This window comes from Wohlfahrtiimonas sp. XWW7 (genome assembly GCF_056716055.1).
On the sequence record NZ_CP168032.1, the window covers coordinates 1571028 to 1595404 of the forward strand.

27 protein-coding genes are annotated in these 24377 nt (G+C 37.5%); 6 read left to right on the plus strand and 21 right to left on the minus strand.

Annotation, left to right across the window (positions count from 1 at the left end):
• Nucleotides 1–5: 5 nt before the first annotated feature.
• Nucleotides 6–1259, minus strand: coding sequence for a D-amino acid dehydrogenase (locus ACA100_RS07555; protein WP_481077097.1), 1254 nt, complete (start codon nt 1257–1259; stop codon nt 6–8).
• 207 nt (nt 1260–1466) lie between these two features.
• Here ACA100_RS07555 and grxB point away from each other — a divergent pair, with 207 nt between their 5' ends.
• The gene (gene grxB / locus ACA100_RS07560; RefSeq protein ID WP_481077098.1) at nt 1467–2114 is read left to right on the plus strand and encodes a glutaredoxin 2; all 648 of its coding nucleotides are present in this window, start codon (nt 1467–1469) and stop codon (nt 2112–2114) included.
• A gap of 134 nt (nt 2115–2248) precedes the next feature.
• Complete coding sequence (locus ACA100_RS07565) at nt 2249–3463, plus strand: amino acid permease (RefSeq protein WP_481077099.1); 1215 nt, start codon at nt 2249–2251, stop codon at nt 3461–3463.
• A 74-nt stretch (nt 3464–3537) separates the two neighbouring features.
• Here ACA100_RS07565 and metC read toward each other — a convergent pair whose 3' ends face one another.
• Entirely contained in the window at nt 3538–4713 is a 1176-nt protein-coding gene (gene metC, locus ACA100_RS07570) for a cystathionine beta-lyase (protein WP_481077100.1), read from the minus strand.
• Nucleotides 4714–4923: 210 nt separating this feature from the next.
• Here metC and guaA point away from each other — a divergent pair, with 210 nt between their 5' ends.
• Complete coding sequence (gene guaA, locus ACA100_RS07575; RefSeq protein WP_481077101.1) at nt 4924–6456, plus strand: glutamine-hydrolyzing GMP synthase; 1533 nt, start codon at nt 4924–4926, stop codon at nt 6454–6456.
• A gap of 92 nt (nt 6457–6548) precedes the next feature.
• Complete coding sequence (locus tag ACA100_RS07580; RefSeq protein WP_481077102.1) at nt 6549–6734, plus strand: hypothetical protein; 186 nt, start codon at nt 6549–6551, stop codon at nt 6732–6734.
• 3 nt (nt 6735–6737) lie between these two features.
• Here the strand turns inward: ACA100_RS07580 and ACA100_RS07585 are convergent, their stop codons facing one another.
• Both ACA100_RS07585 and recN read right to left on the minus strand, forming a co-directional pair.
• Entirely contained in the window at nt 6738–7427 is a 690-nt protein-coding gene (locus ACA100_RS07585) for a murein L,D-transpeptidase catalytic domain-containing protein (RefSeq protein ID WP_481077103.1), read from the minus strand.
• Complete coding sequence (gene recN / locus ACA100_RS07590) at nt 7424–9088, minus strand: DNA repair protein RecN (protein ID WP_481077104.1); 1665 nt, start codon at nt 9086–9088, stop codon at nt 7424–7426. Before recN ends, ACA100_RS07585 begins: the two co-directional genes overlap by 4 nt.
• A gap of 149 nt (nt 9089–9237) precedes the next feature.
• On the opposite strand from recN, the gene ACA100_RS07595 reads away from it, so the two are divergent.
• Nucleotides 9238–10854 carry a nitrilase-related carbon-nitrogen hydrolase gene (locus ACA100_RS07595; protein WP_481077105.1) on the plus strand — a complete coding sequence of 539 codons (1617 nt, stop codon included), beginning with the start codon at nt 9238–9240 and terminating at the stop codon, nt 10852–10854.
• A 45-nt stretch (nt 10855–10899) separates the two neighbouring features.
• Here ACA100_RS07595 and ACA100_RS07600 read toward each other — a convergent pair whose 3' ends face one another.
• The 12 genes from ACA100_RS07600 to ACA100_RS07655 form a co-directional block, all read right to left on the minus strand.
• Nucleotides 10900–11607, minus strand: a complete 708-nt coding sequence (locus tag ACA100_RS07600) for a Bax inhibitor-1 family protein (protein WP_481077106.1) — start codon at nt 11605–11607, stop codon at nt 10900–10902.
• A gap of 106 nt (nt 11608–11713) precedes the next feature.
• Nucleotides 11714–12478 (minus strand): alpha/beta hydrolase, encoded by a 765-nt coding sequence (locus ACA100_RS07605; protein WP_481077107.1) that lies wholly within the window; start codon nt 12476–12478, stop codon nt 11714–11716.
• Nucleotides 12469–13527 (minus strand): NAD(P)H-dependent flavin oxidoreductase, encoded by a 1059-nt coding sequence (locus ACA100_RS07610; RefSeq protein WP_481077108.1) that lies wholly within the window; start codon nt 13525–13527, stop codon nt 12469–12471. The genes ACA100_RS07605 and ACA100_RS07610 overlap by 10 nt, the downstream gene beginning before the upstream one ends.
• Nucleotides 13528–14316, minus strand: coding sequence for a TatD family hydrolase (locus tag ACA100_RS07615; RefSeq protein ID WP_481077109.1), 789 nt, complete (start codon nt 14314–14316; stop codon nt 13528–13530).
• Nucleotides 14285–15307 (minus strand): cation diffusion facilitator family transporter, encoded by a 1023-nt coding sequence (locus ACA100_RS07620; RefSeq protein WP_481077110.1) that lies wholly within the window; start codon nt 15305–15307, stop codon nt 14285–14287. Before ACA100_RS07620 ends, ACA100_RS07615 begins: the two co-directional genes overlap by 32 nt.
• Before the next feature lie 17 nt (nt 15308–15324).
• Nucleotides 15325–16281 (minus strand): lipoyl synthase, encoded by a 957-nt coding sequence (gene lipA / locus ACA100_RS07625; protein ID WP_481077111.1) that lies wholly within the window; start codon nt 16279–16281, stop codon nt 15325–15327.
• Nucleotides 16268–16921: a lipoyl(octanoyl) transferase LipB gene (gene lipB, locus ACA100_RS07630; protein WP_481077112.1), complete on the minus strand. Its 654-nt coding sequence runs from the start codon at nt 16919–16921 to the stop codon at nt 16268–16270. The genes lipA and lipB overlap by 14 nt, the downstream gene beginning before the upstream one ends.
• Nucleotides 16918–17550: an endonuclease III gene (gene nth / locus ACA100_RS07635; RefSeq protein ID WP_481079120.1), complete on the minus strand. Its 633-nt coding sequence runs from the start codon at nt 17548–17550 to the stop codon at nt 16918–16920. Before nth ends, lipB begins: the two co-directional genes overlap by 4 nt.
• Before the next feature lie 25 nt (nt 17551–17575).
• The gene (locus tag ACA100_RS07640; protein ID WP_481077113.1) at nt 17576–18208 is read right to left on the minus strand and encodes an RnfABCDGE type electron transport complex subunit B; all 633 of its coding nucleotides are present in this window, start codon (nt 18206–18208) and stop codon (nt 17576–17578) included.
• 1 nt (nt 18209) lies between these two features.
• Entirely contained in the window at nt 18210–18641 is a 432-nt protein-coding gene (locus ACA100_RS07645; RefSeq protein WP_481077114.1) for a hypothetical protein, read from the minus strand.
• Between the two features lie 23 nt (nt 18642–18664).
• Complete coding sequence (locus ACA100_RS07650) at nt 18665–18943, minus strand: rhodanese-like domain-containing protein (RefSeq protein WP_481077115.1); 279 nt, start codon at nt 18941–18943, stop codon at nt 18665–18667.
• A gap of 13 nt (nt 18944–18956) precedes the next feature.
• A complete protein-coding gene (locus tag ACA100_RS07655) occupies nt 18957–19286 on the minus strand; it encodes a hypothetical protein (RefSeq protein ID WP_481077116.1) in 330 nt (109 codons plus the stop codon).
• 116 nt (nt 19287–19402) lie between these two features.
• On the opposite strand from ACA100_RS07655, the gene ACA100_RS07660 reads away from it, so the two are divergent.
• Complete coding sequence (locus tag ACA100_RS07660) at nt 19403–20476, plus strand: AI-2E family transporter (protein ID WP_481077117.1); 1074 nt, start codon at nt 19403–19405, stop codon at nt 20474–20476.
• Between the two features lie 8 nt (nt 20477–20484).
• Here ACA100_RS07660 and ACA100_RS07665 read toward each other — a convergent pair whose 3' ends face one another.
• The 5 genes from ACA100_RS07665 to ACA100_RS07685 form a co-directional block, all read right to left on the minus strand.
• On the minus strand, nt 20485–21039 hold the full coding sequence (locus ACA100_RS07665) for a GspH/FimT family protein (RefSeq protein WP_481077118.1): 555 nt from the start codon (nt 21037–21039) through the stop codon (nt 20485–20487).
• A gap of 4 nt (nt 21040–21043) precedes the next feature.
• Complete coding sequence (locus ACA100_RS07670) at nt 21044–21337, minus strand: ComEA family DNA-binding protein (protein ID WP_481077119.1); 294 nt, start codon at nt 21335–21337, stop codon at nt 21044–21046.
• A gap of 91 nt (nt 21338–21428) precedes the next feature.
• Nucleotides 21429–22457: a hypothetical protein gene (locus ACA100_RS07675; RefSeq protein ID WP_481077120.1), complete on the minus strand. Its 1029-nt coding sequence runs from the start codon at nt 22455–22457 to the stop codon at nt 21429–21431.
• An 82-nt stretch (nt 22458–22539) separates the two neighbouring features.
• The gene (locus ACA100_RS07680; protein ID WP_481077121.1) at nt 22540–23343 is read right to left on the minus strand and encodes an ABC transporter permease; all 804 of its coding nucleotides are present in this window, start codon (nt 23341–23343) and stop codon (nt 22540–22542) included.
• An 11-nt stretch (nt 23344–23354) separates the two neighbouring features.
• Nucleotides 23355–24374: an ABC transporter permease subunit gene (locus ACA100_RS07685; protein ID WP_481077122.1), complete on the minus strand. Its 1020-nt coding sequence runs from the start codon at nt 24372–24374 to the stop codon at nt 23355–23357.
• Nucleotides 24375–24377: the final 3 nt, after the last annotated feature.

Below are 24377 nucleotides of genomic sequence, written 5' to 3' on the forward strand. Positions count from 1 at the left end.
TAGAATTATTTATAGCGAGAAATATCTAAGCCTTCTGTATCAATTTCTGGTTTATTGCCAGCAATGATGTCAGACAAGTACGAGCCTGAGCCGCAAGATTGCGTCCAGCCTAATGTACCGTGGCCTGCATTAATGTAGAAGTTTGTATATTCTGTGCCACCGATGATTGGTGTACTATCTGGTGTTTTAGGGCGTAAGCCAGTCCAGAATTCAGCTTCTGGTAGATCACCGCCGCCAGGGAATAGATCATTGGTGACAAATTCTAAGGTTTTGCGGCGTTTAGGATTTAAATTCAAGTTATAACCTGAGATTTCAGCCATGCCACCAATGCGAATACGTTGATCAAAACGTGTGATCGCAATTTTGTATGTTTCATCCAAGATTGTTGAAGTGGGTGCAGAAGTTTCATCAATGATGGAAGCTGTTAATGAATAACCTTTCAATGGATAGATCGGTGCTTTGATGCCGATCTTTTTCAATAAGAATGGCGTATAAGTACCTAAACAATCCACAAAAATATCAGCCGTATGTACAACGCCATTGGCTTTAATGCCTGTCACTTTATTGTGTTCAACTAGGATGTCTTCAATATTTTGACCAAATTTAAACTCAACGCCCATGCCTTTTGCAATTTCTGATAAGCGATTGGTGAATAAAAAGCAATCGCCAGTTTCATCGCCAGGCAAACGTAATCCACCTGCCAATTTATGTACAGAATCTTTCAAGCCTGGCTCTACTTTTAGTATGCCTTCTTGATCTAATACTTCGTAAGGTACATTGAACTTTTCTAGGATTTCTATGTCAGCTTTGATTGCTTCCATCTGTTTTTCTGTTCTGAGTAATTGTGTTGTACCTAAAGATCTATTTTCGTAATAGATGCCAGTATCTTCTCTTAATTTAATCAAACAATCACGGCTATATTCAGATAAACGAACTAAACGAGATTTATTGACTGCATATTTATCGCTAGTGCAATTTAAGAACATATTCCACATGAATTTGTATTGATTTAAATCCATCGTTGGGCGAATAGCTAAAGGCGCATGCTCTTCTAACATCCATTTGATAGCTTTCAACGGAATGCCTGGTGCTGCCCATGGCGTTGCATAGCCTGGAGAAATTTGACCTGCATTACCATAGCTTGTATCTAGTGCTGGACCTTCATGGCGCTCGAATACAGTAACTTTATAGCCCTTTTTGGCAAGATAATATGCTTGTGCAACACCAACGACACCAGCGCCTAGAATGATGATGTTCATGAATCCTCCTGAAATTTTTAAACTGATTTTGTAATGAAATCGTGCCTACTATACAGGAGATTGAGCGGAATAATGTAGTTGTTTTGGAGTGTTTCTTGCATCTAAATTGCTATAAAGCTTTCATAGATTAAAAAATGATCATGATTGTGGTCTTAATATGAGTTTGTTATCTTGAATGTTTGATTGATGAGCAGGTAGGAGAAAATCATGCGTTTATTTGTATTTGATCATTGCCCATTTTGTGTGCGCGCGTTATTGGCGGTGGGCTTGAAAGCATTACCGATTAAAATTGAGTATATTTTAGAAGATGATGAAGAAACGCCAACAAAAATGATCGGCAAGCAAATGGTCCCGATTTTAGAGTATGAAACTGGTAAATTTATGCCTGAGAGTTTGGACATTGTGAAATATTTAGATACTAATTTTGATGATGCTATTTTGACAGCTCAACAAAATCCTAAAATTTCTGAGTGGATCAGTGATAATTTTGGCAGAGTGAACGAATACGTCATGCCGCGTTACGCCAAAATGAATTTTCCTGAATTTGAAACCGATAGTGCACGCAATATGTATATAACAAGGCATGAAGCACGTTTAGGATCATTTGCAGATCTATATGCAAAGTCTGATGAGTATAAAGTTGTGATTGAACAAGCGTTGGTTCAATTGGTTGATTTAATTGATCTAGCACGAGTAGAAAATCATAAATATTCGATGGATGACATCATTCTTTTCCCGCTACTAAGAGCATTAACATGTGTGGAAGGTTTAGAGTTTCCAGATTCTGTATTGCAATATACAAAGCTTTTATCACAACAAGGGAAATTACCACTCTTTTTTGATCAGGCTTGTTAAAAATCAATCAGTGGCGTTCATTTTGAGTTATCCTATTGGCGCGAATTGTTTTGAATTGAAAATATTGGAATCAATGGCCGATTTAATGATGAAGTTAAATCGGTTTTTGTGATTAATAGGGTAAGGTTACATTTATGAAGAATAAAGTTTTAGGCAGTACCTTGATCATTGCAGGTACCGCTGTGGGTGCAGGCATGTTGGCGATGCCGCTGACATCTGCGCAAATGGGATTTGGCTTAACATTTGCTTTGTTAACGCTGTTGTGGATTCTACTAACATTCACAGCCGTTTTATATGCAGAAGTTCATCAATATAATAAGAACGATGCAGGGATTGCAAGCTTAGCAGAGCAATATTATGGTTCGGCAGGGCGCTTATTTGTGAACTTTATTTTGCTCTTCTTTATGTATGCAGTTTTAACAGCCTATGTGACAGCGAGTGGTAATTTACTTTTAGGGATTTTGCCAGATTTTGAAAATTCTGAAATGACACAAAAAGTCCTATCTCTAGTTTTTGCCGTGGGTTTAGGTGCAGTTGTTACAGTTGGGATTTCTATTGCTGATGTTGCAAACAGAATCTCTTTTGGTTTAAAAGTTTTGATTTTTATTGTGATCTTGGCCATTTTGCTGAATAAAGTTTCTTTAGCAAATTTACAGGCTGTACCAACAAATAATTTATTGCTCTTTTCTGCAATGCCAGTATTTTTTATGACGTTTGGTTTTCATATTTGTACGCCGACGATCAATGAATATTTAGAAGGTGATAACCGTAAAGTTAAGTTATCTTGTATTTTGGGTGCAACGGGCATTTTCATCATTTATGTTGTCTGGCAGTTTGCAACTCATGGCGTTTTAGAGCAATCAGTATTGATACGAGTATTGGATGAAGAACCAAATCTCAATGGTTTAATTGAAGCATTTAAAGTTACGACAGGCAGTACAGCGATCAGTGAAATTGTGCGTGTATTTTCATTATTAGCATTGATCACATCTTATATCGGCGTGGCGCTTGGTTTATCAAGTGCGGTGAAAGACTTATTGATGCATTTTAAATTGCGTCATGATCGCATTACGATTGGTTTAATCACTTTCATTCCGCCGATTATTGTGGGCTTTACTTATCCGCAAATCTTTTTAAGTGCATTCGCATTTGCTGGCATTATCTTTGCTTTCATTGGTGTTTTCTTGCCTGTGGCACTAGCTTATAAATCACGTAAGATTTATCCTAATGGTGAACATACTCGCGGTGGGAATTTGTCATTGATTTTGGCAGTAATCTTCGCCATTGTGATCGTTGTCGCTTATGTGTTATCAACTTATGTGGATGTTTTGCCAAAAATTGTAGGGTAGGATAGTTACCTGAATTTTTTAAAATCAGAAATAAAAATAGCCTCAGAACAGAGGCTATTTTTTTAGTAAGTATATTATTGATGTAAACGATCAAATCCTGTGCGGAGATCGGTTTTTAAATCCTCAATAGCTTCCAAGCCAATTTGCAAACGTAATGCTAAACCTTCAGGGTTCCAAGATGTTGCAGTGCGATAAGTTCTACAATCAAAAGGAATGATCAGACTTTCAAATCCACCCCATGAATATCCCATAGAGAAAATCTGCATGTGATCTAGCATATTGGCTAATTTTTCTTTTTGAATTTCAGGCTTTAGGATGATGGAAAATAATCCAGAGCTGCCAGTGAAATCACGCTGCCAAATCTCGTGTCCTGGGCAATCAGGTAAAGCAGGGTGCAATACTCTTGAAACTTCAGATTGGGTTTGTAGCCATTTTGCCATTTCTAGTGCACGCTGTTCTGCTTCTTTTAAACGAATGTGTAATGTGCGTAATCCTCGTAATGCTAAGAAGCAGTCTTCTGCGCCTGGTAACATGGCAAATAAATCATACGTTGTACGAAGTGGTTGCCACCATTTTTCATTGGCAGAGATCATGCCCAATAATAGATCGGAATGGCCACCTAAGTATTTAGTGCCAGCTTCGATGGAGAGATCACAGCCATGTTTATGTGCATCAAAGAAAAGCGGTGTTGCCCAAGTGTTATCGATAATCGTTGCAATATGATATTCTTTGGCAATTTTAGTGAGTAGAGGAATATCTTGTATTTCAAATGTTTGTGATCCTGGCGATTCTAAAAATAGCACAGTTGTATTGTCTTGAATTAGCTCACGAATATTTTCACCGATTAATGGGTCATAATATGTAGTTTGGACATTCATCTTAGTTAAAAATTGCTCGCAGAAATTACGGCTGGGCGAATAGACAGAATCAGGCATTAATAAATGATCACCTGCTTTCAATGTCGTTAATAATGCCAATGCAATGGAGCCTAAACCTGAAGGTGAAAGTACAGTGCCTGCACCGCCTGTTAAATTTGTCCATGCTGTTTCTAGATCACGAATGGTTGGCGTGCCTGCTGTGCCGTATGTGAATTCTGCACGGCGATGATTAATATCATCCAATGTTGGATAAACAACAGTGGAGCCACGATAAATTGGGCCATTGACAAATCCTGTTTGTTTCGATGGATCTCGCCCTAATTGTGTGAGTTTTGTTTCAGTGGAAAAACCGTTAGATTGAGCGTGGCTCATTGTGATCTCCTCATAAATTTTGTACGGTTTTCACTATAGCAAAATTATATATTGATATGTGTATAGATATAATTATTTTTAATAAAACATATATGTTTTGAATGTTATTTATTGCGCGCAATGATTTTGGTTGAAATATCTATAAGATACGAGGATTTTGTAATATAATACCCGTTTTGCAGTTACATAGAAGATATAGCACAAGGAACTATGATGGAAAATATAGTCGTATTAGATTTTGGTAGCCAATACAATCAGTTGATCGCGCGTCGTATTCGTGAAATTGGTGTTTTTTCCGAATTGATTCCTCATACTACGACTGCAGCAGAAATTCAAAAATTAGCACCGAAAGGCATTATTTTATCAGGTGGCCCAAATAGCGTATATGCAGAAGATGCTTTTAAAATTGATATGGAAATTTTCAATTTAGGCATTCCTGTTTTGGGTATTTGCTACGGTATGCAATTAATGTCCCATTCATTGGGTGGTACTGTTTCTAAGGCTGATCATAGTGAATATGGTAAAGCAGTATTGAAACATACAGTTAAAGATGCATTGTTATTACAAAATTTACCTGAAGAACACACAGTTTGGATGAGCCATGGCGATTTGGTGACACAAGTGCCAGAAAATTTTGAAGTGATTGCAACAAGCAATGATTGTCCAATTGCTGCGATGGAAAATAAAGATAAAAAATGGTTTGGCGTTCAGTTCCATCCAGAAGTTCAGCATTCCGAAAAAGGTTTTGATCTATTGAAAAACTTCACGTTGAATGTGTGTGAATGTGCTGGCGATTGGAAAATGGAAAACTTCATTGAGCAACAAGTGAAGGCAATCCGTGAAACAGTTGGTGATAAAAAAGTATTGCTAGCATTGTCTGGCGGTGTAGATTCAAGTGTTGTTGGTGTTTTACTGCATAAAGCGATTGGTTCACAATTAACGTGTGTATTTGTGGATCACGGTATGTTGCGCAAAGGTGAAGCAGAAGAAGTGATGAATAATTTAAGCGGCAAATTCGGCTTAAACATCATCAAAGTGGATGCAAAAGAACGCTTCTTGACGAAATTGGCTGGCGTTTCTGATCCTGAGCAAAAGCGTAAGATCATTGGTAATGAATTCATTTATCTATTTGATGAAGAGTCAGAAAAGCTAAAAGACATTGATTTCTTAGCGCAAGGCACTTTGTACACTGACATCATTGAATCAGGTACAGCAACAGCACAAACGATTAAATCTCACCACAATGTGGGCGGTTTGCCAGAAGATATGAAGTTCAAATTAATTGAGCCTGTGAATACTTTGTTTAAAGATGAAGTACGTTTATTGGGTGAAGAGTTGGGCATGCCAGCGCATTTAGTATGGCGCCAGCCATTCCCAGGGCCAGGCTTAGCGATTCGTATTTTGGGTGATATTACAGAAGATAAGTTAGAAATCGTACGCGATAGTGATTTTATCTTACGTGAAGAAATTGCAAAAGCAGGTTTGGATCGTGATATTTGGCAGTACTTCACTGTATTGACAGGCTTAAAGAGCGTTGGCGTTATGGGCGATACTCGTACTTACGATTATACTTTAGCAATTCGTGCGATCACATCTGTAGATGGTATGACAGCGGACTTTGCACGCATTCCATGGGATGTTTTACAGAAAATTTCAGTGCGTTTAGTGAATGAAGTGCAGCATGTTAATCGCATTGTTTATGACATTACAAGTAAACCGCCAGCAACAGTTGAGTGGGAATAATTGTATGAGCCAATGCTCATTGATTGAGTAATAGCAAAACCATTGGTTTGTAGATTCCTGCCAATGGTTTTTTATTTTAGGAGAGAGTTGTTATGTGGTTGTATTATATTGTTGGTGCGATTGCAGCGGTTTTATATGGTTTTGCGGCTGTGAATGTTGTTAAGCAAGGTGGTAAATACTCAGTCGAGCGTGGTAGCTCGTATAAAAAAGGCATGATTTTCCCTGCAATCATCATGGCGATTCCACCCATTGCAATCATTGTGGTGCAGTTACTTTAAGTCTTATTCCAAATAATAAATCCAAAGCAATACAGGTTTTTTCTTGGTTTGTAGGAGTTTATCTACTTTTCGCATGGTTTCATCGTCCACAACAGGGCAGCCTTGGCTAAATCCTAATGGCAAGTAACTTGGATAAGTTTCTTCATTCGGAATGGATTGATATGAATGGAGCACGATATAACGATTAAAAGCATTGTTATTCGTATCTTCTAAGCCATGCATTTTATAATGAATATTGATGCCCCATTTGCTATAAGAACGAGCACCGAGCTTGTATTTACCTAAAGAAGAAGCATAACTATTGGGCGTGTTGCTGAACACAATATTTTGGTTTGTGCTTTCAAAGCCTGTGTTGCCATAGCCATGTGCAACTAAACTCTCGATCTCAGGTTTATTCTCTTTAAAATTCCACACAAAGAAGCGGTTTTTCCCAGAATGGCGAGAAAAGTCGATCAGTACAGCGTGTTCTAGATCAAAGTCATTGGCTTTAGCATATTCATAAGCTTCCTTGGCGCGATTTTCTAGAGAGATTGTGCTTTTTTGTGGTGCAATATCGGCAGGTGATTCTGTCCCACTTTCAAAGTATTTTACGATTAATCTTAAGCGATCTTTATAGTAAACAGCAGCGCCAATGCCACTTGCAATGAATATCAATAAAATACTATAGATGAACCTTTTTAAAAACTTTTTCATGATGAATGGCTTGCAGTTAGCATTTCACGAGCATGATTAAATGTCGCTTCAGTGAGTTTAACGCCACCAAGCATTCTCGCAATTTCTTGCACGCGTTCTTCTTCTGAAAGTTTTTTGATCTGTGTTTCAGTATGGTTTTCTGATTTAGCTTTGGCGACAGCAAAGTGATGGTGTCCAAAGCTTGCCACTTGCGGTAAATGCGTCACACAGAATACTTGTCGGCCATCGCTCAATTCTTGTAAATGTTTGCCGATCATCTCTGCAACAGCACCGCCAACACCTGTATCCACTTCATCGAAGATCAAAGTGGGTAGGGAAGACTTCATGCTGAGAATGACAGATATCGCCAAGCTAATGCGCGCCAATTCACCGCCAGAAGCCACTTTGCCAAGAGGATAAAATGGCAGACCTGGATTCGAGCGAACATGGAACTCCACATTTTCCTGTCCATTGGGGCCAAAACCTTTTTCAGGATTTAAGCGAATATCAAATGCACCGCCAGTCATGGATAAACCTTGCATGGCTTTAGTGATTTGTTCATTCAATAAAATAATAGAGTTTTCACGTTTTTGAGTGATTTTATTGGCTATTTTCTGCCATTGATTTTGATAGTCTTTGAGCTCATTTTCTAAATCTTCAATCGCTTCATCGGATAAAAATTGTGAGGCAATTTCTGTTTCAATATCTTGTTGTTTTGTGAGTAATTCTTCAGGTTCAACACGATGTTTTCTCGCGAGATCGTTCAATTCACGCATGCGAGATTCTAAATGCATCAATGTTTTTTCATCAATCTCTGAGTTATCCATACGATTAAGATCGTTAGCAACCTCGGAACATAGAATATCTGCTTCGTTGATCATATCCGCATAGCTTTTGAATTTATCATCGAGTTTTGAAAGGGCTGAAAGCTGTTGTCCAATGCGATTCAATTGATTTAATACACCGCGATCATCACTAAGATAATTTAAGCACTTTTGAATGCCTTCTTGGAACTCTTCAGCATGGCTGGCTTCATTGTGCTGTTCGACAATACTTTCCCATTCGCCTTGCTTGGGCGCAATATTTTTGAATTCTTGTAATTGGAAATTTAGGAAATCAACGCGTTCACGCATAGAATCATCTTGGTTTTTAAGTTGATTCAATTGCTCTGTTCGTTGACGAATCTCTTTAGCAAGGGCTTGCAGTTCTGTGAGCTCTGTGTCTGTTTCTGCATATTGATCCAATAGTTCACGTTGATGTCCATCTTTTACGAGCGATTGATGTGCATGTTGTCCATGAATGTCGATGAGCAATTCACCCAAGCTTTTCAAGGCATGTAATGGCATGGATTGGCCATTGATATAATTTTTAGAGCGACCTTCTTTATTAATCACACGGCGAATGATGCATTCACCATCTTCAGATTCGATGAGTTGCTCTTGTAACCATGTTTTGGCTCTGGGAATATCAGAGATATCAAAGTGTGCCACTAAATTGCATTGGCTTTTATCATGGCTGATTAAACTGTGATCCACTTTGCCGCCGAGTATATAGCTCAAAGCATCCACTGTAATGGATTTACCTGCGCCTGTTTCGCCGCTAATGACAGAGAGTCCACGATCAAACTCTAATGAGAGATTCTCGATAATTGCTAAGTTTTCTATAGTTAATTCAACGAGCATGAAAAGATACCTATGATTGAGCAGTCAAACGCGCATATTGTAACTAATAATTATACAAATTGGATAATAATTAATAATAAATCACGATAATATCAGTGCTAAGATAAAGCCATTATTGCTAATAATTATGATAAAGGAGATTGAACAATATGTATAATCTGCAAATAGCGCTAGAGCAAGTCAGCAGCACTGGCGGAGATGTTCAATTAAATGCACAAAGGATTATTGAAGCGATACAAAAAGCACAAAGTAAAGGTGCAGAATTAATTGTTTTTCCTGAGTTGTGTGTTTCTGGTTATGGTGCAGATGATTTCTTTTTGAAAGATCAATTTTTAGCATCGTGTCGCAGAGCTTTGTCAGAGATTGCGAGTTATACTAATGAATATACCGTCGTGTTAGTGGGATATCCTGAGCAAACATCTGAAGCGTTGTATAGTAGCGTCGCCATTATGAAAAATGGTGAGGTTATTGGTAATCATCGTAAAACAGTCATTCCTAATTTAGAGTTATATACAGAAAATCGTTATTTCAAAGCAGGTCACGAACCTACCGTGATTGAGTTTAAAGGTTTGAAAATTGGTATTGTGATTTCTGAAGAGTTATTCTCTGAATCTGCAATACCTGAATGTGATCTCATCTGTTGTTGTGCTGCATTTCCTTGGTCAAGAGAACTGAGTATTGAGCGCGAGCAATATTTGCACTATTTAGCACGTGAAAAAATAGCGCCAGTGATTTATGTGAACCATGTTGGTATTACTAATAGCTTATTATTAGAAGGTTGTTCTTCGATCACTAATGAATATGGACGGACTTTATTGTTGCTAAAGCACTTTGAAGAGGATTCTGCCATTACTTCGATGAATCAGCTCAAAGACACGGAACATCCTGTTTACTGTAAATCTAGTCATTATGTGAAAGAACTTTATTGGGCAACTAAGTATGTTATTAAAGAATTTATAGAGAAAACGCCACAAAAAAGAGCATTAATCTTAATGGATGGTAGTTTAAATTCTCATTTAGCGCTTTATATTGCGATGAAATCTTTGGGCATAGATCGCGTTTCAGGTTTATACATTCAATCGCGTTTTGACTCACCAAAATTGAAAGATCAGGTTCAAGAGTTTACAGAAGAATTAGGTATTAAGCTATATAGCTGGAAGCTGGAAAATGAATTGGTGCATGATTTTATCAGTCAGGCAGAGCATTTGGTGGGTGATGATTGGAAAAAAGAGACTTATGATCGTTTTAAAGCTTCAATTTTTGTCTCCGTTGCTGATTTGCTGGGATCTTGGCCAATCAGTAGTGTAGATAAGACTCAAGTAGCATTGGGCATTAAAGATAATATTTCGAGTTTTGCTTTAACAGAATTTATGCCCTTAATTGACATTTACCATACACGTTTAGTGGAGTTGGGTGAATATATTAATATGTCCAATAAAAGCAATATTTTTTCTAATGAAATGTTGGATCATGCACGGAATATGACGATTAAAAAGAGCTTTGTGGAGGATGCTCGAACAATTCAAGTATCCATCATTGATGAGATTTTGACGTTGTATATAGAGAAGAATCAATCAGTGAAACAGATTATTAATGCTGGCTATGATTCAAGTACAGTGATCGTTTTAATTCGTCGTTTGCATCAGGAAGAGTTATATCGTGCTCGTTCAGGATTTAGTCCAAAATTGACCAATCGATCATTTAAAAATGATTGGTTATTTCCTTCTATAGTGGATTGGGATAATGTGGATATCGAAAGTTTATAATAAAAAAGCCAGCGGTCTGCTGGCTTTTGAATGTTTGCGGATTAATTAATCATCGCCACCGAAGATGCCTAAGATTCTTAATAAGCTAGAGAAAATATTATATAAAGAAATATAAATATCTAACGCTAAAGAGATATAACTATCTTCACCGCCGCGTGCAGCCATATTAATACGAAACACGATTGCCATTGATGAGAAACCAATGACCGCAAAAGAGATCACTAATGACATCACAGGCATTTGTAAGAAGAAATAGTTTAAGATCATAGTGCCCATCAATACGAAGAATAAAATACCGATGTAGCGACCTAAGAATGAATAATCTTTGCTTGTATTATTGCCAATCAACGCTAAGCCAACAAAAATTGCTGCAGTACCAAATACAGCTGTGCTGATTAAGTTGATACCATTGCTCATTGAGCCGACGCTTGCCAATAAAGGTTGGAGCATTAAGCCCATGCCAAATGTGAATACAAACATTAAAGCAATGCCCATGCTGTTTCGGCGATTTTTCTCAATCATAAAGATTAAGCCGTAAAATACAACCATAACACCGATAAAATAGATGAATGGACTGCTTTTCGCAATGTTTGCAAGCAAGCCATTCATCATAAAGCCAACCCAAACACCAATTGCTGTAGGAATTAACGATAAGCCGACCAATGCATAAGCTTGGCGGATAATTTTATTAGCTGCTAAAGCGCTTTCACGCGTATGAACTAAATTATTATCTTGGCCGTAATATGAATTCATAGAACCTCCATGGGATTATTAAAATTAACAGTGAATGATTATAACGAATTTTATGATTAAACAATACAATATAGTGGTAAATTCCTGTAAATCTAACTAAATTATTTTATTCTGCTAAATCTTTTAGATTTTTAAGAATTAAATCAATATCCTGTTCGCGAGATAAGCGATGTTCTCCATCATTGATGGTCGTAAGTTGTGTATTTTTAAAATGAGTCGCTGTTTTAATGGCTAACATTAATGGAATATCAGGATCTTTTTCACCATGAATGATGGAAATAGGTGCAGTAATTGTGCTGGATCGATTCAATAATCTATGTTGATCCGCATCTTTAATAAACTGTTGATAGAATTTTAAAGGTGCTTCATCATATTGCGATGGAATCGCAATTTCACCAATATGATTGAGTTGTTCAATGAAAGTTTGAGGTAACTTTTTTAAGAGCACTTCATGTGTAAAATCGACAGCGGGTGCTAGTAATAGTAATGCTTTTGGTTGAATGTTTGGTGTATTTTGTAAGGTTTCTGTTAAACGCAAAGCGAGCCATGCACCCATGGAAGAGCCAATAATAATTGTGGGGCGATTTTTAATTTGTTGATAAATCGCTAAAGCTTCTTCTAGCCATTGCGATAAATTTGCAGTCGCAAAATCACCACTGCTTTCACCTAGACCAGAATAATCAAAACGAATCATTTCGATGGATTGAGCGCGTGCCCATTCTGTGATGGCATTAGCTTTAGTACTATTCATGACTGAATAGTAACCACTCAGCCATAAGATAGAAAGATCGGCTTTGTTTGGAATGTCATGGCAATATGCAATCTTACGAGTATTGCCATGAGATGATACATTCAAATATTTTATAGACATTGCAATTCAGAGATCCAACGGCTCATTAATGTTGCAGCCGAGATTTCTTCGCAAAACTGCGCATTGACGCCTGCATAAAGTGCACGATATTTTTCAGGCTCTTTTTGGCCAACCAACGATTTTACAAAGAAACCATGAGCGGGAAAAGGTAATTGTGGTAATTCGCTTTCTTCTAATGTTTTTAAGCCTTCTGAACGAATGGCACGGGCCCAAGCACCGCTGAGATCTTTTGTGAATTTACTATCAAGTTCATTGCTGTTGAGTAATGCTTTTTTATGCGCTTCAGTGGTATTAGCTTCATAAGTTGTCAAAAATGCAGTGCCCACGACAACAGCAGATGCACCTAAACAGAAAGCAGCGCCCATCGATTTTGAATTGAAGTAACCACCTGCCGAAATGACAGGTATTTCTAATTCTCTAATGCCTTGTTGTAATAGCGTGAAGGAGGATTGTGCCACTTGCATAGGATCACCGATAAATGTCGCACGATGTCCACCAGCTTCACTGCCTTGCAAAATCAATGCATCTGCACCTTTGTCTTGCCATACAAATGCTTCTAATAAATGGGTTGCATTACCAATGATTAAGATATTGTGTTCACGTAGGCGCTGAATCATTTCATCGCTTGGTACGCCAAAAGTGAAGCTAACAATTGGCACTTCCTCTTCAATGATGATATCTACCATGGATTCAATGCTGCTAATTTCCCATAGATTCTCATTGTATAAGTTGGTTGCTTCATTGATTTTAATATCAGGATTCATGTCCGAAGCTTTAATGACAAATTCATCCATCTGTTCACGGCTGACATAAGTGCGTTGTGGCACAAATAAATTCACCAAATATGGGCGATTTGTGAATGCTTTCACCGCTTGAATTTGTTCTTTGAGTTGTTCTGGTTTTGAATAACCAGCGGCAATGGATCCTAAACCACCAGCGTTCGATACAGCTGCTGTTAATTCAGCAGAAACATATCCTCCCGCCATTGCTGCTTGAATGATTGGATATTCAATGCCAAGTAACTCAGACAAATGTTTAGGAATAATCATTTAACGATCCTTTAACTTAAATAATTTTTGTGCATTAGTTTTGGTTGCATGTGCAATTGTTTCTAATGGCTCTTCACGTATAATGGCGATGCTTTTAGCAATTTCTAGTAAGTCTGCTGGATAATTTAACCCATTATCACGATAAGCGCCACGTTGAAATGGGGCATCTGTCTCAATGATAAAATCATTTAAAGAGAGATGTTTGAGAATGGTGCGCAATTTTCGCGCGCGCTCGAAGGTTATTGTACCACCAAATCCTAATAAGAAATTGTGTCTCAATGCGATTTCAGCTTGCTGTAAACTGCCTGAAAAACTGTGGAATACACCACGCAATGTAGGATATTTGCGAATTTCTTTTAATATTAGGTCTTCTGTTTTACGGGCATGAATGATCAGTGGTAAATCAAATTCTAGCGCGAATTGGACGTGAGCTTTGAATAGTTTTAACTGTTTTTCAAGATCAGGCTCAGCAATCATATTATCTAATCCACATTCTCCTATAGCAGCTGGGCGATGATGAATGATCGCATCTTTCAGTGTCATGAGATCTTGTTCTGTATGATCATGAATAAAATAAGGATGTAAACCAAAGGCAGCGTAACAGCCTTTATGTTGTTGTGTAATCGATTGAATGTTTCCAAAAGTATTCGCAGTTGTCGCAGGAATCATCCATTCTGTGACATGATGATTCATGGCATTTGACAAAAGCTGATCTAAGTTTTCAGCAAAGCGTTCATCATCTAGATGAATATGAGAGTCAAATAGTTGTATTTTGCTGTTGCTGGACATTTTCAATTCTATGTCTTGGGATCTGCGTAGTGTTATCAATGTCCCAAACGACACGTTTAATGAATTTTTTCTGTCTGAGAGGGCATTCATAACGCTCGCACACTTCGCAAGATTCTGGTACGCAGTCATCAATGTGAACAAAAAGTTCCACCTGATTGTCAAAGTATTCATTGGTAACTTCGCGCAGTTTTTCATACTCTTTATGGGCTTCTCGTGTATTGAAGAACCAAGGGACTGTTAAGTGGCAATCTAAATGAAGATTACTGCCATATTTAATGAAACGAATGTTGTGAATATCGATCCAATTCGGCGTGCGATGTTTGTTTAATACTTCTAAATACTCTTCTAAGAGTTCTTCATCTGCTTCATCCATAATGCCAGCAATGGCTTCACGAATAATGTGAAAGCCAGTATAAGCAATAAAAATACTAAAGCAGATGGCAATGACGCTGTCTAACCAAAGCCATCCCGTGATTAGCACTAAGCCTAAACCTACAATCAATGCGATGGATGAGTAGCTATCTGACATTAAATGTTTGCCACCAGCAATGAGCGGTAAAGATTTTTGTTCTTTGCCTTTTTTAACTGTGATATAGCCTAAAACATAGTTAATGGCACCTGCAAATCCCACTAAGAAAATACCGCTCCCCAATTTTTGGATCGTATGTTTCTGATCAATTAATTGCGCAATGGCTTCATAGAAGATATAGATACCAGCTAAAGCAATCAATGTGCCTTCGATACCAGCTGCTATGAACTCAATTTTTCCATGTCCATAAGGGTGATTATGATCTTTGGGTAGAGAAGATACATATAAACTATATAACGTGAAACCACCAGCAACAACATTGATGATACTCTCTAAAGCATCCGTCAAAATTGCCACAGAGCTTGTAATCCACCATGCAAATACTTTGATGACAAACAAAAGCGTGCTCACAATGAACACGATTTTTTGCAGTTGGATGATTTCTTTTGCGTTATTAGTCATGGATGAAGATTTTAGTTTTATGATATGAGCGATGAGGCTTGAACATCTGCATGGTAAGAAGATCGAACCATTGGGCCAGATGCCACTTCTTTAAAGCCCATTTTTAAGCCTTCTTCTTTATACATGGCAAATGTTTCTGGTGTCACATAACGAAGTACAGGTAAATGATGTGGGCTTGGTTGCAGATATTGACCAATGGTTAACATATCTACATTGTGTGCACGTAAATCACGCATCACTTCTAAAATTTCCTCATCGGTTTCACCTAAACCAACCATTAAGCCTGACTTAGTAGGTACAGTAGGGCACGATGCTTTGAAGTTTTTCAATAAATCTAATGAATATTGATAGTCTGCACCTGGGCGAGCAGCTTTATATAAACGTGGTGCAGTTTCCATATTGTGGTTGAAAACATCAGGTGGATTTTTCGCTAAAATTTCAATGGCTACATCCATTCTGCCACGGAAATCAGGTGTTAATATTTCAATTTTAAGATTAGGGTTCATAGCGCGTGATTCAGTAATGCAATCTGAGAAATGTTGTGCGCCACCATCACGTAGATCATCACGATCTACAGATGTGATAACTACATAACGTAAGCTCATTGCAGAAACTGTTTCTGCTAAGTTTTTAGGTTCATCAGTATCTAAAGGATTAGGGCGACCGTGACCAACATCACAAAAAGGGCAGCGACGAGTACAAATTGCCCCCATGATCATGAAAGTTGCGGTGCCTTTACCAAAGCATTCGCCGAGATTTGGGCAGGCCGCTTCTTCACATACAGTTGATAATTTAGCGCCACGAAGAATCTCTTTGAGTTCCATCACGCGTTTGCCACCAGAATAAGTTGCACGAATCCACGTCGGTTTTTTCAAACGCGTTTCAGGGGTTGTTGGTTCAATTTTAACTGGGATTCGAGCGACTTTATCAGCGCCTCTCAGTTTTTCACCCTGTACAGGTTTATTCGTTTGCATGTGTTCTCCTTGGTGACAGTTTCACAAGTTCATTAAAACTTGTGACAAAATACTCAGCAAACTTGGATTTTATCATGTCAAAATCAAAGTTTTTGTTTAAATCGCTAACATTAATCATTTTTAATCCTTGATAACCACAAGGATTAATGTAAGAAAAAGGTGTTAAGTCCATATCTACATTGAGTGAGATGCCATGGTAACAACACCCTTTGCGAATTCTTAGGCCGAGGGATGATATTTTTTTCTCTTCATCATTGTGTTGCACATAAATACCTGGTGCATCAGGTTTTGCATAACTGTCAATATCTAAGTCTGCCAAAACTTGTATGGCTGTTTTTTCTAAAAGAGAAACCAATGGCCTTGGTGATAAGCGATGTTTTTTAATGTCTAATAGTGGATAAAAGACTAATTGTTTAGGACCATGATAAGTGACTTGCCCACCGCGATCAGTTGGCACAATAGGAATATCACTCACTTGTAATATGTGTTCTTCTTTTCCTGCTAGACCTTGTGTAAAAACAGGATAATGTTCAGTGATCCAGCATTCATCAGGTGTTTCTGGTGTGCGTTGATCTGTTAATGCCTTCATGGCTTCATACACATGATCATAATGGGTCAATCCCAAATCTTTTATGATCATGCTGTTTTATCCTTAAATTGACATTCATTGTAAACCAAGCATGCAGCACATTTAGGAGATCTTGCCACACAAACATAACGGCCGAGTAGAATTAACCAATGATGGGCATCTAGCATAAAATCTTTTGGAATGCGTTTTAATAGTTCTTGTTCAACTTCTATAACATCTTTACCTGGTGCTAAACCTGTTCGATTGCCAACTCGAAAAATATGTGTATCCACTGCCATTGTTGGCTGTTTAAATGCAGTGTTTAAAATGACATTGGCTGTTTTCCGACCAACGCCAGGGAGTGATTCTAGATCTTTGCGATTGTCAGGCACAATGCTATCAAACTTCTCCACGAGTATTTGACAGGTTTTATAAAGATTTTCAGCTTTTGTGTTGAATAGGCCAATGGTTTTGATATAGCCTTTAATACCATCCACACCCAATGCTGCAATCGCTTCAGGTGTATTGGCAACTTTAAACATAGGCACAGTAGCTTTGTTGACGCCTTTATCTGTTGCTTGAGCAGAGAGCAATACAGCAACTAATAATTCAAAAGGCGTTGAATAGATCAATTCGGTTGTAGGATGGGGGTTGTCATCGCGTAATATTGTGAAAAACGAAAGGATTTCCGCTTTATTCATTTTACGTTGATACAACTTTGCCATTTTACTCTCTCTCTTGATGTTTCGCTTGTGTCTTAGCCTTTGCCATAGCGATCAATGATAGCATATCTGCATCGCTAGAACGGTTAGCTAGAGGTTTTTCTTGTGGTGGTAATGTTTTTGTGATTGTTGTGCGATTCTCATCACGTTTTTGTCTTGCTTGGTGACGCGCACGTGACTTATCTGCACGAATTTTTTGCATTTCTGATAAACCTACTTCAGGGAAAAACTCTTCCTCACTCGGTTTAATGTATATGCAATCTAACGGGCAGGGTGGAATGCATAAATCACAGCCTGTACATTCAGATTGAATCACAGTATGCATCTTTTTCTTAGTACCAACAATCGCATCCACAGGACAAGCTTGAATGCATTTAGTGCAACCAATACATAAAGTTTCGTCAATATAAACAGTATGAACAGGTTGGGGCAGGCCACATTCTGGATCAATGGGGAGCTCGGGCTGATTCAATAATGTTGCCAATGATTTCATCACAGGTAATCCACCAGGAGGACAGCGATTGATTTGTGATTCACCTTTGCTCAATGATTCCGCATAAGGTAAACATCCCTCAAATCCACACTGTTCGCATTGAGTTTGAGGGAGTAATTGATCAATTTTTTCTACTAAGGTCATGCTAGTAACAAACTGTTCCCATTAAACGGTCTTCATCATCACGAATTGTTTCTTTACCTTTACAAGTGTTTGGTAAACGCTTACCTACAGGATAGAACTTGCTGATGTTTTGTGGAAAACTTTCTACGCGAGGTGTGATAGAAATGACTTTGTTAGTTTGTGGATTCACTGAGCAATCTAAAATCGCACCATTTTTTGTGCTAACGGTTAAAACTGTTGCATTTGGTTTTGTGTCCATATACATAATAGCTTGGATATCTTTATTAGAGATAATGCAACTTCTTAATACATTTTTATTATTAGCCAAGTTTGCAGTCCATTGATCACTATATTGAGTGGATTGTGCAGTAGTATTCTCTTCAGTTGTGCTTTGTGTTGTAACACATGCTGACAAAATAGCGATCACAGGCAATGTGAGTAGGATTTTTTTCATAAAAGACCTCAACATAATGGTAGTTAAAAAGAATTTGGCTCTTGGCTTTGGGATTCTATATGTGCTTTTAAAGCTTCATACCCGCCAATGTTTTGTGCTTTGTAGTATCCACGGCTATGCAGTAATTGTGCTGCAATGGCAGATCTTACACCAGATTTACAATAGAGATAAATATCAACTTCTTTGTCATCGGTGACGTTGTCAATCTCTTGGAGGATTTCTCGGTAATCAATATGGATTGCATTATCTAAATGCCCCATATTGAATTCTTCTGTGGTTCTGACATCAATTAAATAGAACATAATTAAAATTCAATTATTCACAAACTTCTATAGGAGGAGGAGCATCGCATTTTGTGCAAATGTTGTTGGAGGATAAATCAGCGTAATTTTCGCATAAACCCCATTCGCCCTTGGGTAAAGTGATGGATTCGCCTGTCATAGGTTTACCGCTTTCACATTTCCAAAGTTGATAACAAACAGGATATTCTTTAATTGCAGCGCCATCAGGTATCCAGCGACCAATTAAAGCATTATTGTCTGCCTCGATGGGATCAGAGTCGTTGTCTAGCTCTGCATGAGCAAAGATGAAAAGTGTGAAAACACCCAACAATAAGATCATTAAGTTTTTTGACAATTTGCGCACTATCAAAAAATTCCTATCAAATAAATATTAAGTTGCTTATTGTACTTTAAAAACGAATCATTGACAGACTTTTGATGTAAAATCTCTACATTATTGAATTATCCTATAGGAACTTTATGAGCTTAGTAACTAATCGACAAATTATTACATGGTTGGGTGTGATTTTTTTCTGTTGGCTGGTATTTTTATTAAGATCGGTGCTAACACCATTTATCATCGCATTCGGATTGGCTTATATTGGTAATCCGATTGTGACAAAAGTCCAGCAACGTTTTTCCAAAATGTCCAGAATGTGGGCGGTGACTTTGGTTTTTACAGTGCTTGTCGTGATCTTTTTTTTGCTGCTGTTGATTTTTATTCCAATGTTGATTAATCAAGTCATTCTGTTGTTGAATAAGCTGCCGTTGATTTTGAATTGGTTGCAGGACAATGTATTTAAACCATTGGGTAAAGATTTATCGCCTGAGTTTATGAAGTTGAATTTGACGACTGTACAAGATGCGCTGAGTAATTATGGCAGTGTGATTGGTGAAACATTGAAAAAGATTATCGGTTCGCTGACATCTTCTACATTAGCAATTATCGGGTTTGTTACCAGTTTATTTTTAATCCCAATGTTGACGTTCTATTTTATGCGTGATTGGGAATTGATTAACGGTAAAATCATAAATTTAATTCCTTTGATGATTCGTAACAAGGTGGTTGCATTTCTAGCGGATGCCAATGAAATGCTCGGTAGTTTTATGAGAGGGCAGTTATCAGTGATGTTTGCGCTAGCCGTTGTGTATAGCTTGGGTTTAACATTGGTGGGATTAGAATTTGGCTTGTTGATTGGCATGGTCGCAGGTTTGATCAGTTTTATTCCATATTTAGGTGCATCAACGGGGATCATCGCAGGTTTGGCGATGGCTTGGTTCCAAACTCATGATTACAAATTGTTAATTTTAGTGGGCATTGTTTTTGGTATAGGGCAAACGCTAGAAAGTTTCGTGTTAACGCCAAAATTAGTGGGGGATAAATTAGGAATGCATCCTGTCGCTGTTATTTTTGCCTTAATGGCAGGTGGTACTTTATTCGGCTTCTTTGGAATTTTATTGGCATTGCCTGTATGTGCTGTATTGATGGTGGGTTTAAGAGAGGCTTATGCTGTTTATACATCTAGTCAGTTTTATATTGGCTCTAAATCTTAATCATTGAGTTATCCTAGATCGCAAGTATCACTTTGTTCTTTGCGTAAACGTCCATAAATGTTGAGAATTAATTTATGGGCGTTTTTTTGATTAGGATGGCAAATAATAAAATGGCCATTGGCTAAACCAGATCCCAAACTTTTGCCTGGCTTTTTTCCTGTATTAAATTGCACACCATGTTGAATATTCGTACTGCTAATGATTTTAATGGATGGATGAAATGCATCGTGTTGACGCAGAATATTTTCTGGTTTTGGTGTGAAATTATTGTCTGAATCTATGAATACAATCCAGCCTTTATGCCAGCGATTTGAAGTTGTTGTAATGCAGCTAGTATGGTTTTCTGAAATGCATATCGCAACTCTAGTTTTCTTTTGATTGGCGGTGTATTTAGCAAATCTTAAATCTTTATCCAGTGCTAATATGGCGGATTTCATTCGATAGTTTTGGATGGTTTCGGAAAATGTTGGGATAGCAAGTGATGCGGCTATGCTAATAATAGATAAAACGATGATGATTTCAATTAAGGACATACCTCGTTTAATCACCATCGTCTTCTTCATGAGTTTATTCTTGGATTACTGACGTTGCTGTTTCTGGCGCATCAAAAGTGAGTTGATCTTGGATCATTTCAACGATCTTAGGACCAATGCCAGGTACAGCGATCAAATCATTTGGCTCAGAAAATGGACCATGTTCTGTGCGGAAATTCACAATGGCTTCGGCCTTTGTCATGCCAATACCTTTGAGTTCTGCACTTAATGTTGGTGCATCTGCAGTGTTGATGTTTAAAGCTGATGCAAATGAAAGAATACTCAGTGAAGTTAAAACAACCGCAATAATTTTTGGAAATGTTTTCATAAAAATATAACTCCTCTATTTGTGATAGGAGTTATATTTTTATCATTTACATTTATTTATGTAAATTTACATTAATAAAATAAATTATAATTTAGTAAATCGAGAACTCATACTGTTTTTTGATTGGCGTTCCAGTCGTGTAAATAATGACTTGTGCAATTTTGCCAGAAAAGGCTTTAGACAAATGTCGTGTTGTATTATTGGCAGAAAGTAAATAAGACTCAGAATTGTCTACTAAAAAGTTCACAGCATCTTTTTGATTTTTAATTTCTTTATTATCCATTGCTTTTAAAAAGCTTTTGATCATATCAATGCGAATAGCTTGTGTTGATAAATCATTAATATTGACTATTTTTTCAGATCCACGCGCGGCTAAAATATTGCCTTTATCGTCCATTGCATCGATTTGAATGATGTTATCTGCTGTATCTTGATCTAATTGAAGCAATGTGGTGTTCTCAAATGTTGGTAATAGCATGATGCCATGAGAATTTGGGTTCATTTCTGTCAACGTTGTCTTGATATTGTCTTCTGCTGGAATTTCATAATTCATAATTAAGTTAATTTTTAAAATGGAGGCATTATCAGTTTCGACGGTAATGGATTGTTCATCTATTTTAGAAGAAATGATTTGGTCAATCGGTACTAATTTGCCAGATGAAAGTAATACAGATACTACTTTTAATGTGGGAATTTCGATTTTATAAGTATCAAATTGACTTTTGATTTTTGCAGAGAGAGTTGGGAAATGAAATACAACATCTGTAGATGATCTACGAGGGATTTTAGTGACTGTCAGTTCATCTGCATAATTGGTGATATTTTTATTCCACTCTTCGCTAGAGATGAAGTTAAAGGCGGTTGTGTAAACTGCCATTCTAATCACATCTGGTCGTTGTCTTTTTTGGAAGTCTTCAATTTGTTTGTTGCGTTCATATTGTGCTTCTAGAACATTGAGTTCTTTTTCATAGTTGTCACGAATGGACTTTAAGTTCTCATATTTAAATCTTAAGCTAAGAATTTTTCTGAACTCTTCCTGCTGTTGTTCTAGAGTATCTGCCAATATTAGAGGTTGACAAGTGAGTATGCCTAAAAAAACAGTTATTAGAATTCTTTTCATGTTTTATACCTAGCTAATAAATAATGAACAATTGCCTAACAGTATAAGTTAGGCAATCTTTAAATCCTAGTGCTTTTATCGGTTATTCCTCGTTTCTTTTCTCTACCTTTTCTCTGTGATGCGAATAAAGTGTGATTAAAAATACGATGGTTGCGACAACGCCAATAATGATTGTAGATAATGCATTAATATTAGGGCTGATGCCTAATCTAGCTTTGGAGTAAATCCAAATCGGTAACGTGGTTGCACCTGGACCCGTTGTAAATGTTGCTATGATTAAATCATCCAGTGACAATGTGAAGGATAGTAACCAGCCTGATACAATGCCCGGTAAAATCATAGGCAATGTGATGTATATGAATGTTTTAAAGCGATCAGCCCCTAAATCCATCGCAGCCTCTTCAATGTGTCGATCAAACCCAATTAAACGAGATTGAATGACAACAGTGACGTAACACATTGTAAATGTGATATGAGCTAGCAAAATAGTGAAGAAACCTTTAGATATATTCATGGCAAGAAATGTCAATGCTAATGATGTACCCATGATAATTTCTGGCATGACCATTGGTGCATAGGTGATGCCCGCAAACAGAACGCGGCCACGAAAGCGTTTAAATTTTACAAGGGCAAAAGCTGTCATTGTACCAAGTACAACAGAAATGGTGGAAGTGAATACGGCGAGCCATAAAGTCGTTTTGGTGGCATCCCATAATCCTTTAGTTTTGAATAGCTCTGGATACCATTTCAGAGAAAATCCTCCCCAAACTGTCACTAATTTGGATTCATTGAAGCTGTATGCGATCAAGATTAATATGGGTACATAAAGGAAGGCAAATCCAATCACTAATGATATTTTATTAAAACGTGTTAATTGCTGCTGCATGATTGCCTCCTTTATTCAAACTGTTTCTGCTGAACGCGTTGAAAGAGATAGATTGGGATGATCACAATCAATAGTAATGATACAGAAATTGCAGAAACTAATGGCAAATCCATGCCTTGAAGATAAGTATCGTACAGCACTTTGCCAATCATTAAGACATCGGATCCGCCCAATAAGTCTGGAATAACAAACTCTCCCATTGCAGGAATAAAGACTAGAAAACAGCCCGCTAAAATGCCAGGAAGAGAAATTCTTGCTGTGATGACCCAAAAAGTTTTAAGGGGCGGGCAACCTAAATCTAATGCAGCTTCTACTAATGTATGATCCATTTTGTCGAGTGTTGCATAAATGGGTAAAATCATAAATGGTAGATAACAATAAACAATGCCAATGTAGACAGCAAATTCAGTACCTAGTAATTGTAGTTGTACAGGTGATGCAGGATCAATTAAGCCAATCCCTTGACCGATGAAATTGATAAAATTATTCAACACACCAGAAGGTGACAAAATGGTCATCCATGCATAAATACGAATGAGAAAGGATGTCCAAAAAGGTAAAATGACCATCATTAAACCAAATAGGCGCCATCTTTTGGGTAGTCTAGCTAGACCTAAGGCAATTGGGAAGCCAATTAAGAATGTTAGAAATGTTGCAATGGATGCGATTTTAATGCTACTAAGATAGGCGGAAATGTAGATATCATCTTGCCATAACGTCATATAATTTTGCAGATTGAGTTTAATCTGCAAAATGCCATCATCCACCCAACTTAATACAGCAGAGTAAGGCGGTGATGCAATTTCAGCCTCTGTAAAGCTGATGCGTAATATGATTAGAAATGGAATGATGAAAAAGCAGAAAAGCCATAAATAAGGTATACCAATGATGACTCGGCTGCTGTTGAATAAGCTAAGAAACTTTCGATAAATCCAAAATCTTAATAAATTACGATGGATGAAATTTAAGCGTGACATTAGCTCGGCAGCGCGGCCGCTCATCGAACCCAGTTGTTGTTGGGGATGCTTCATGTT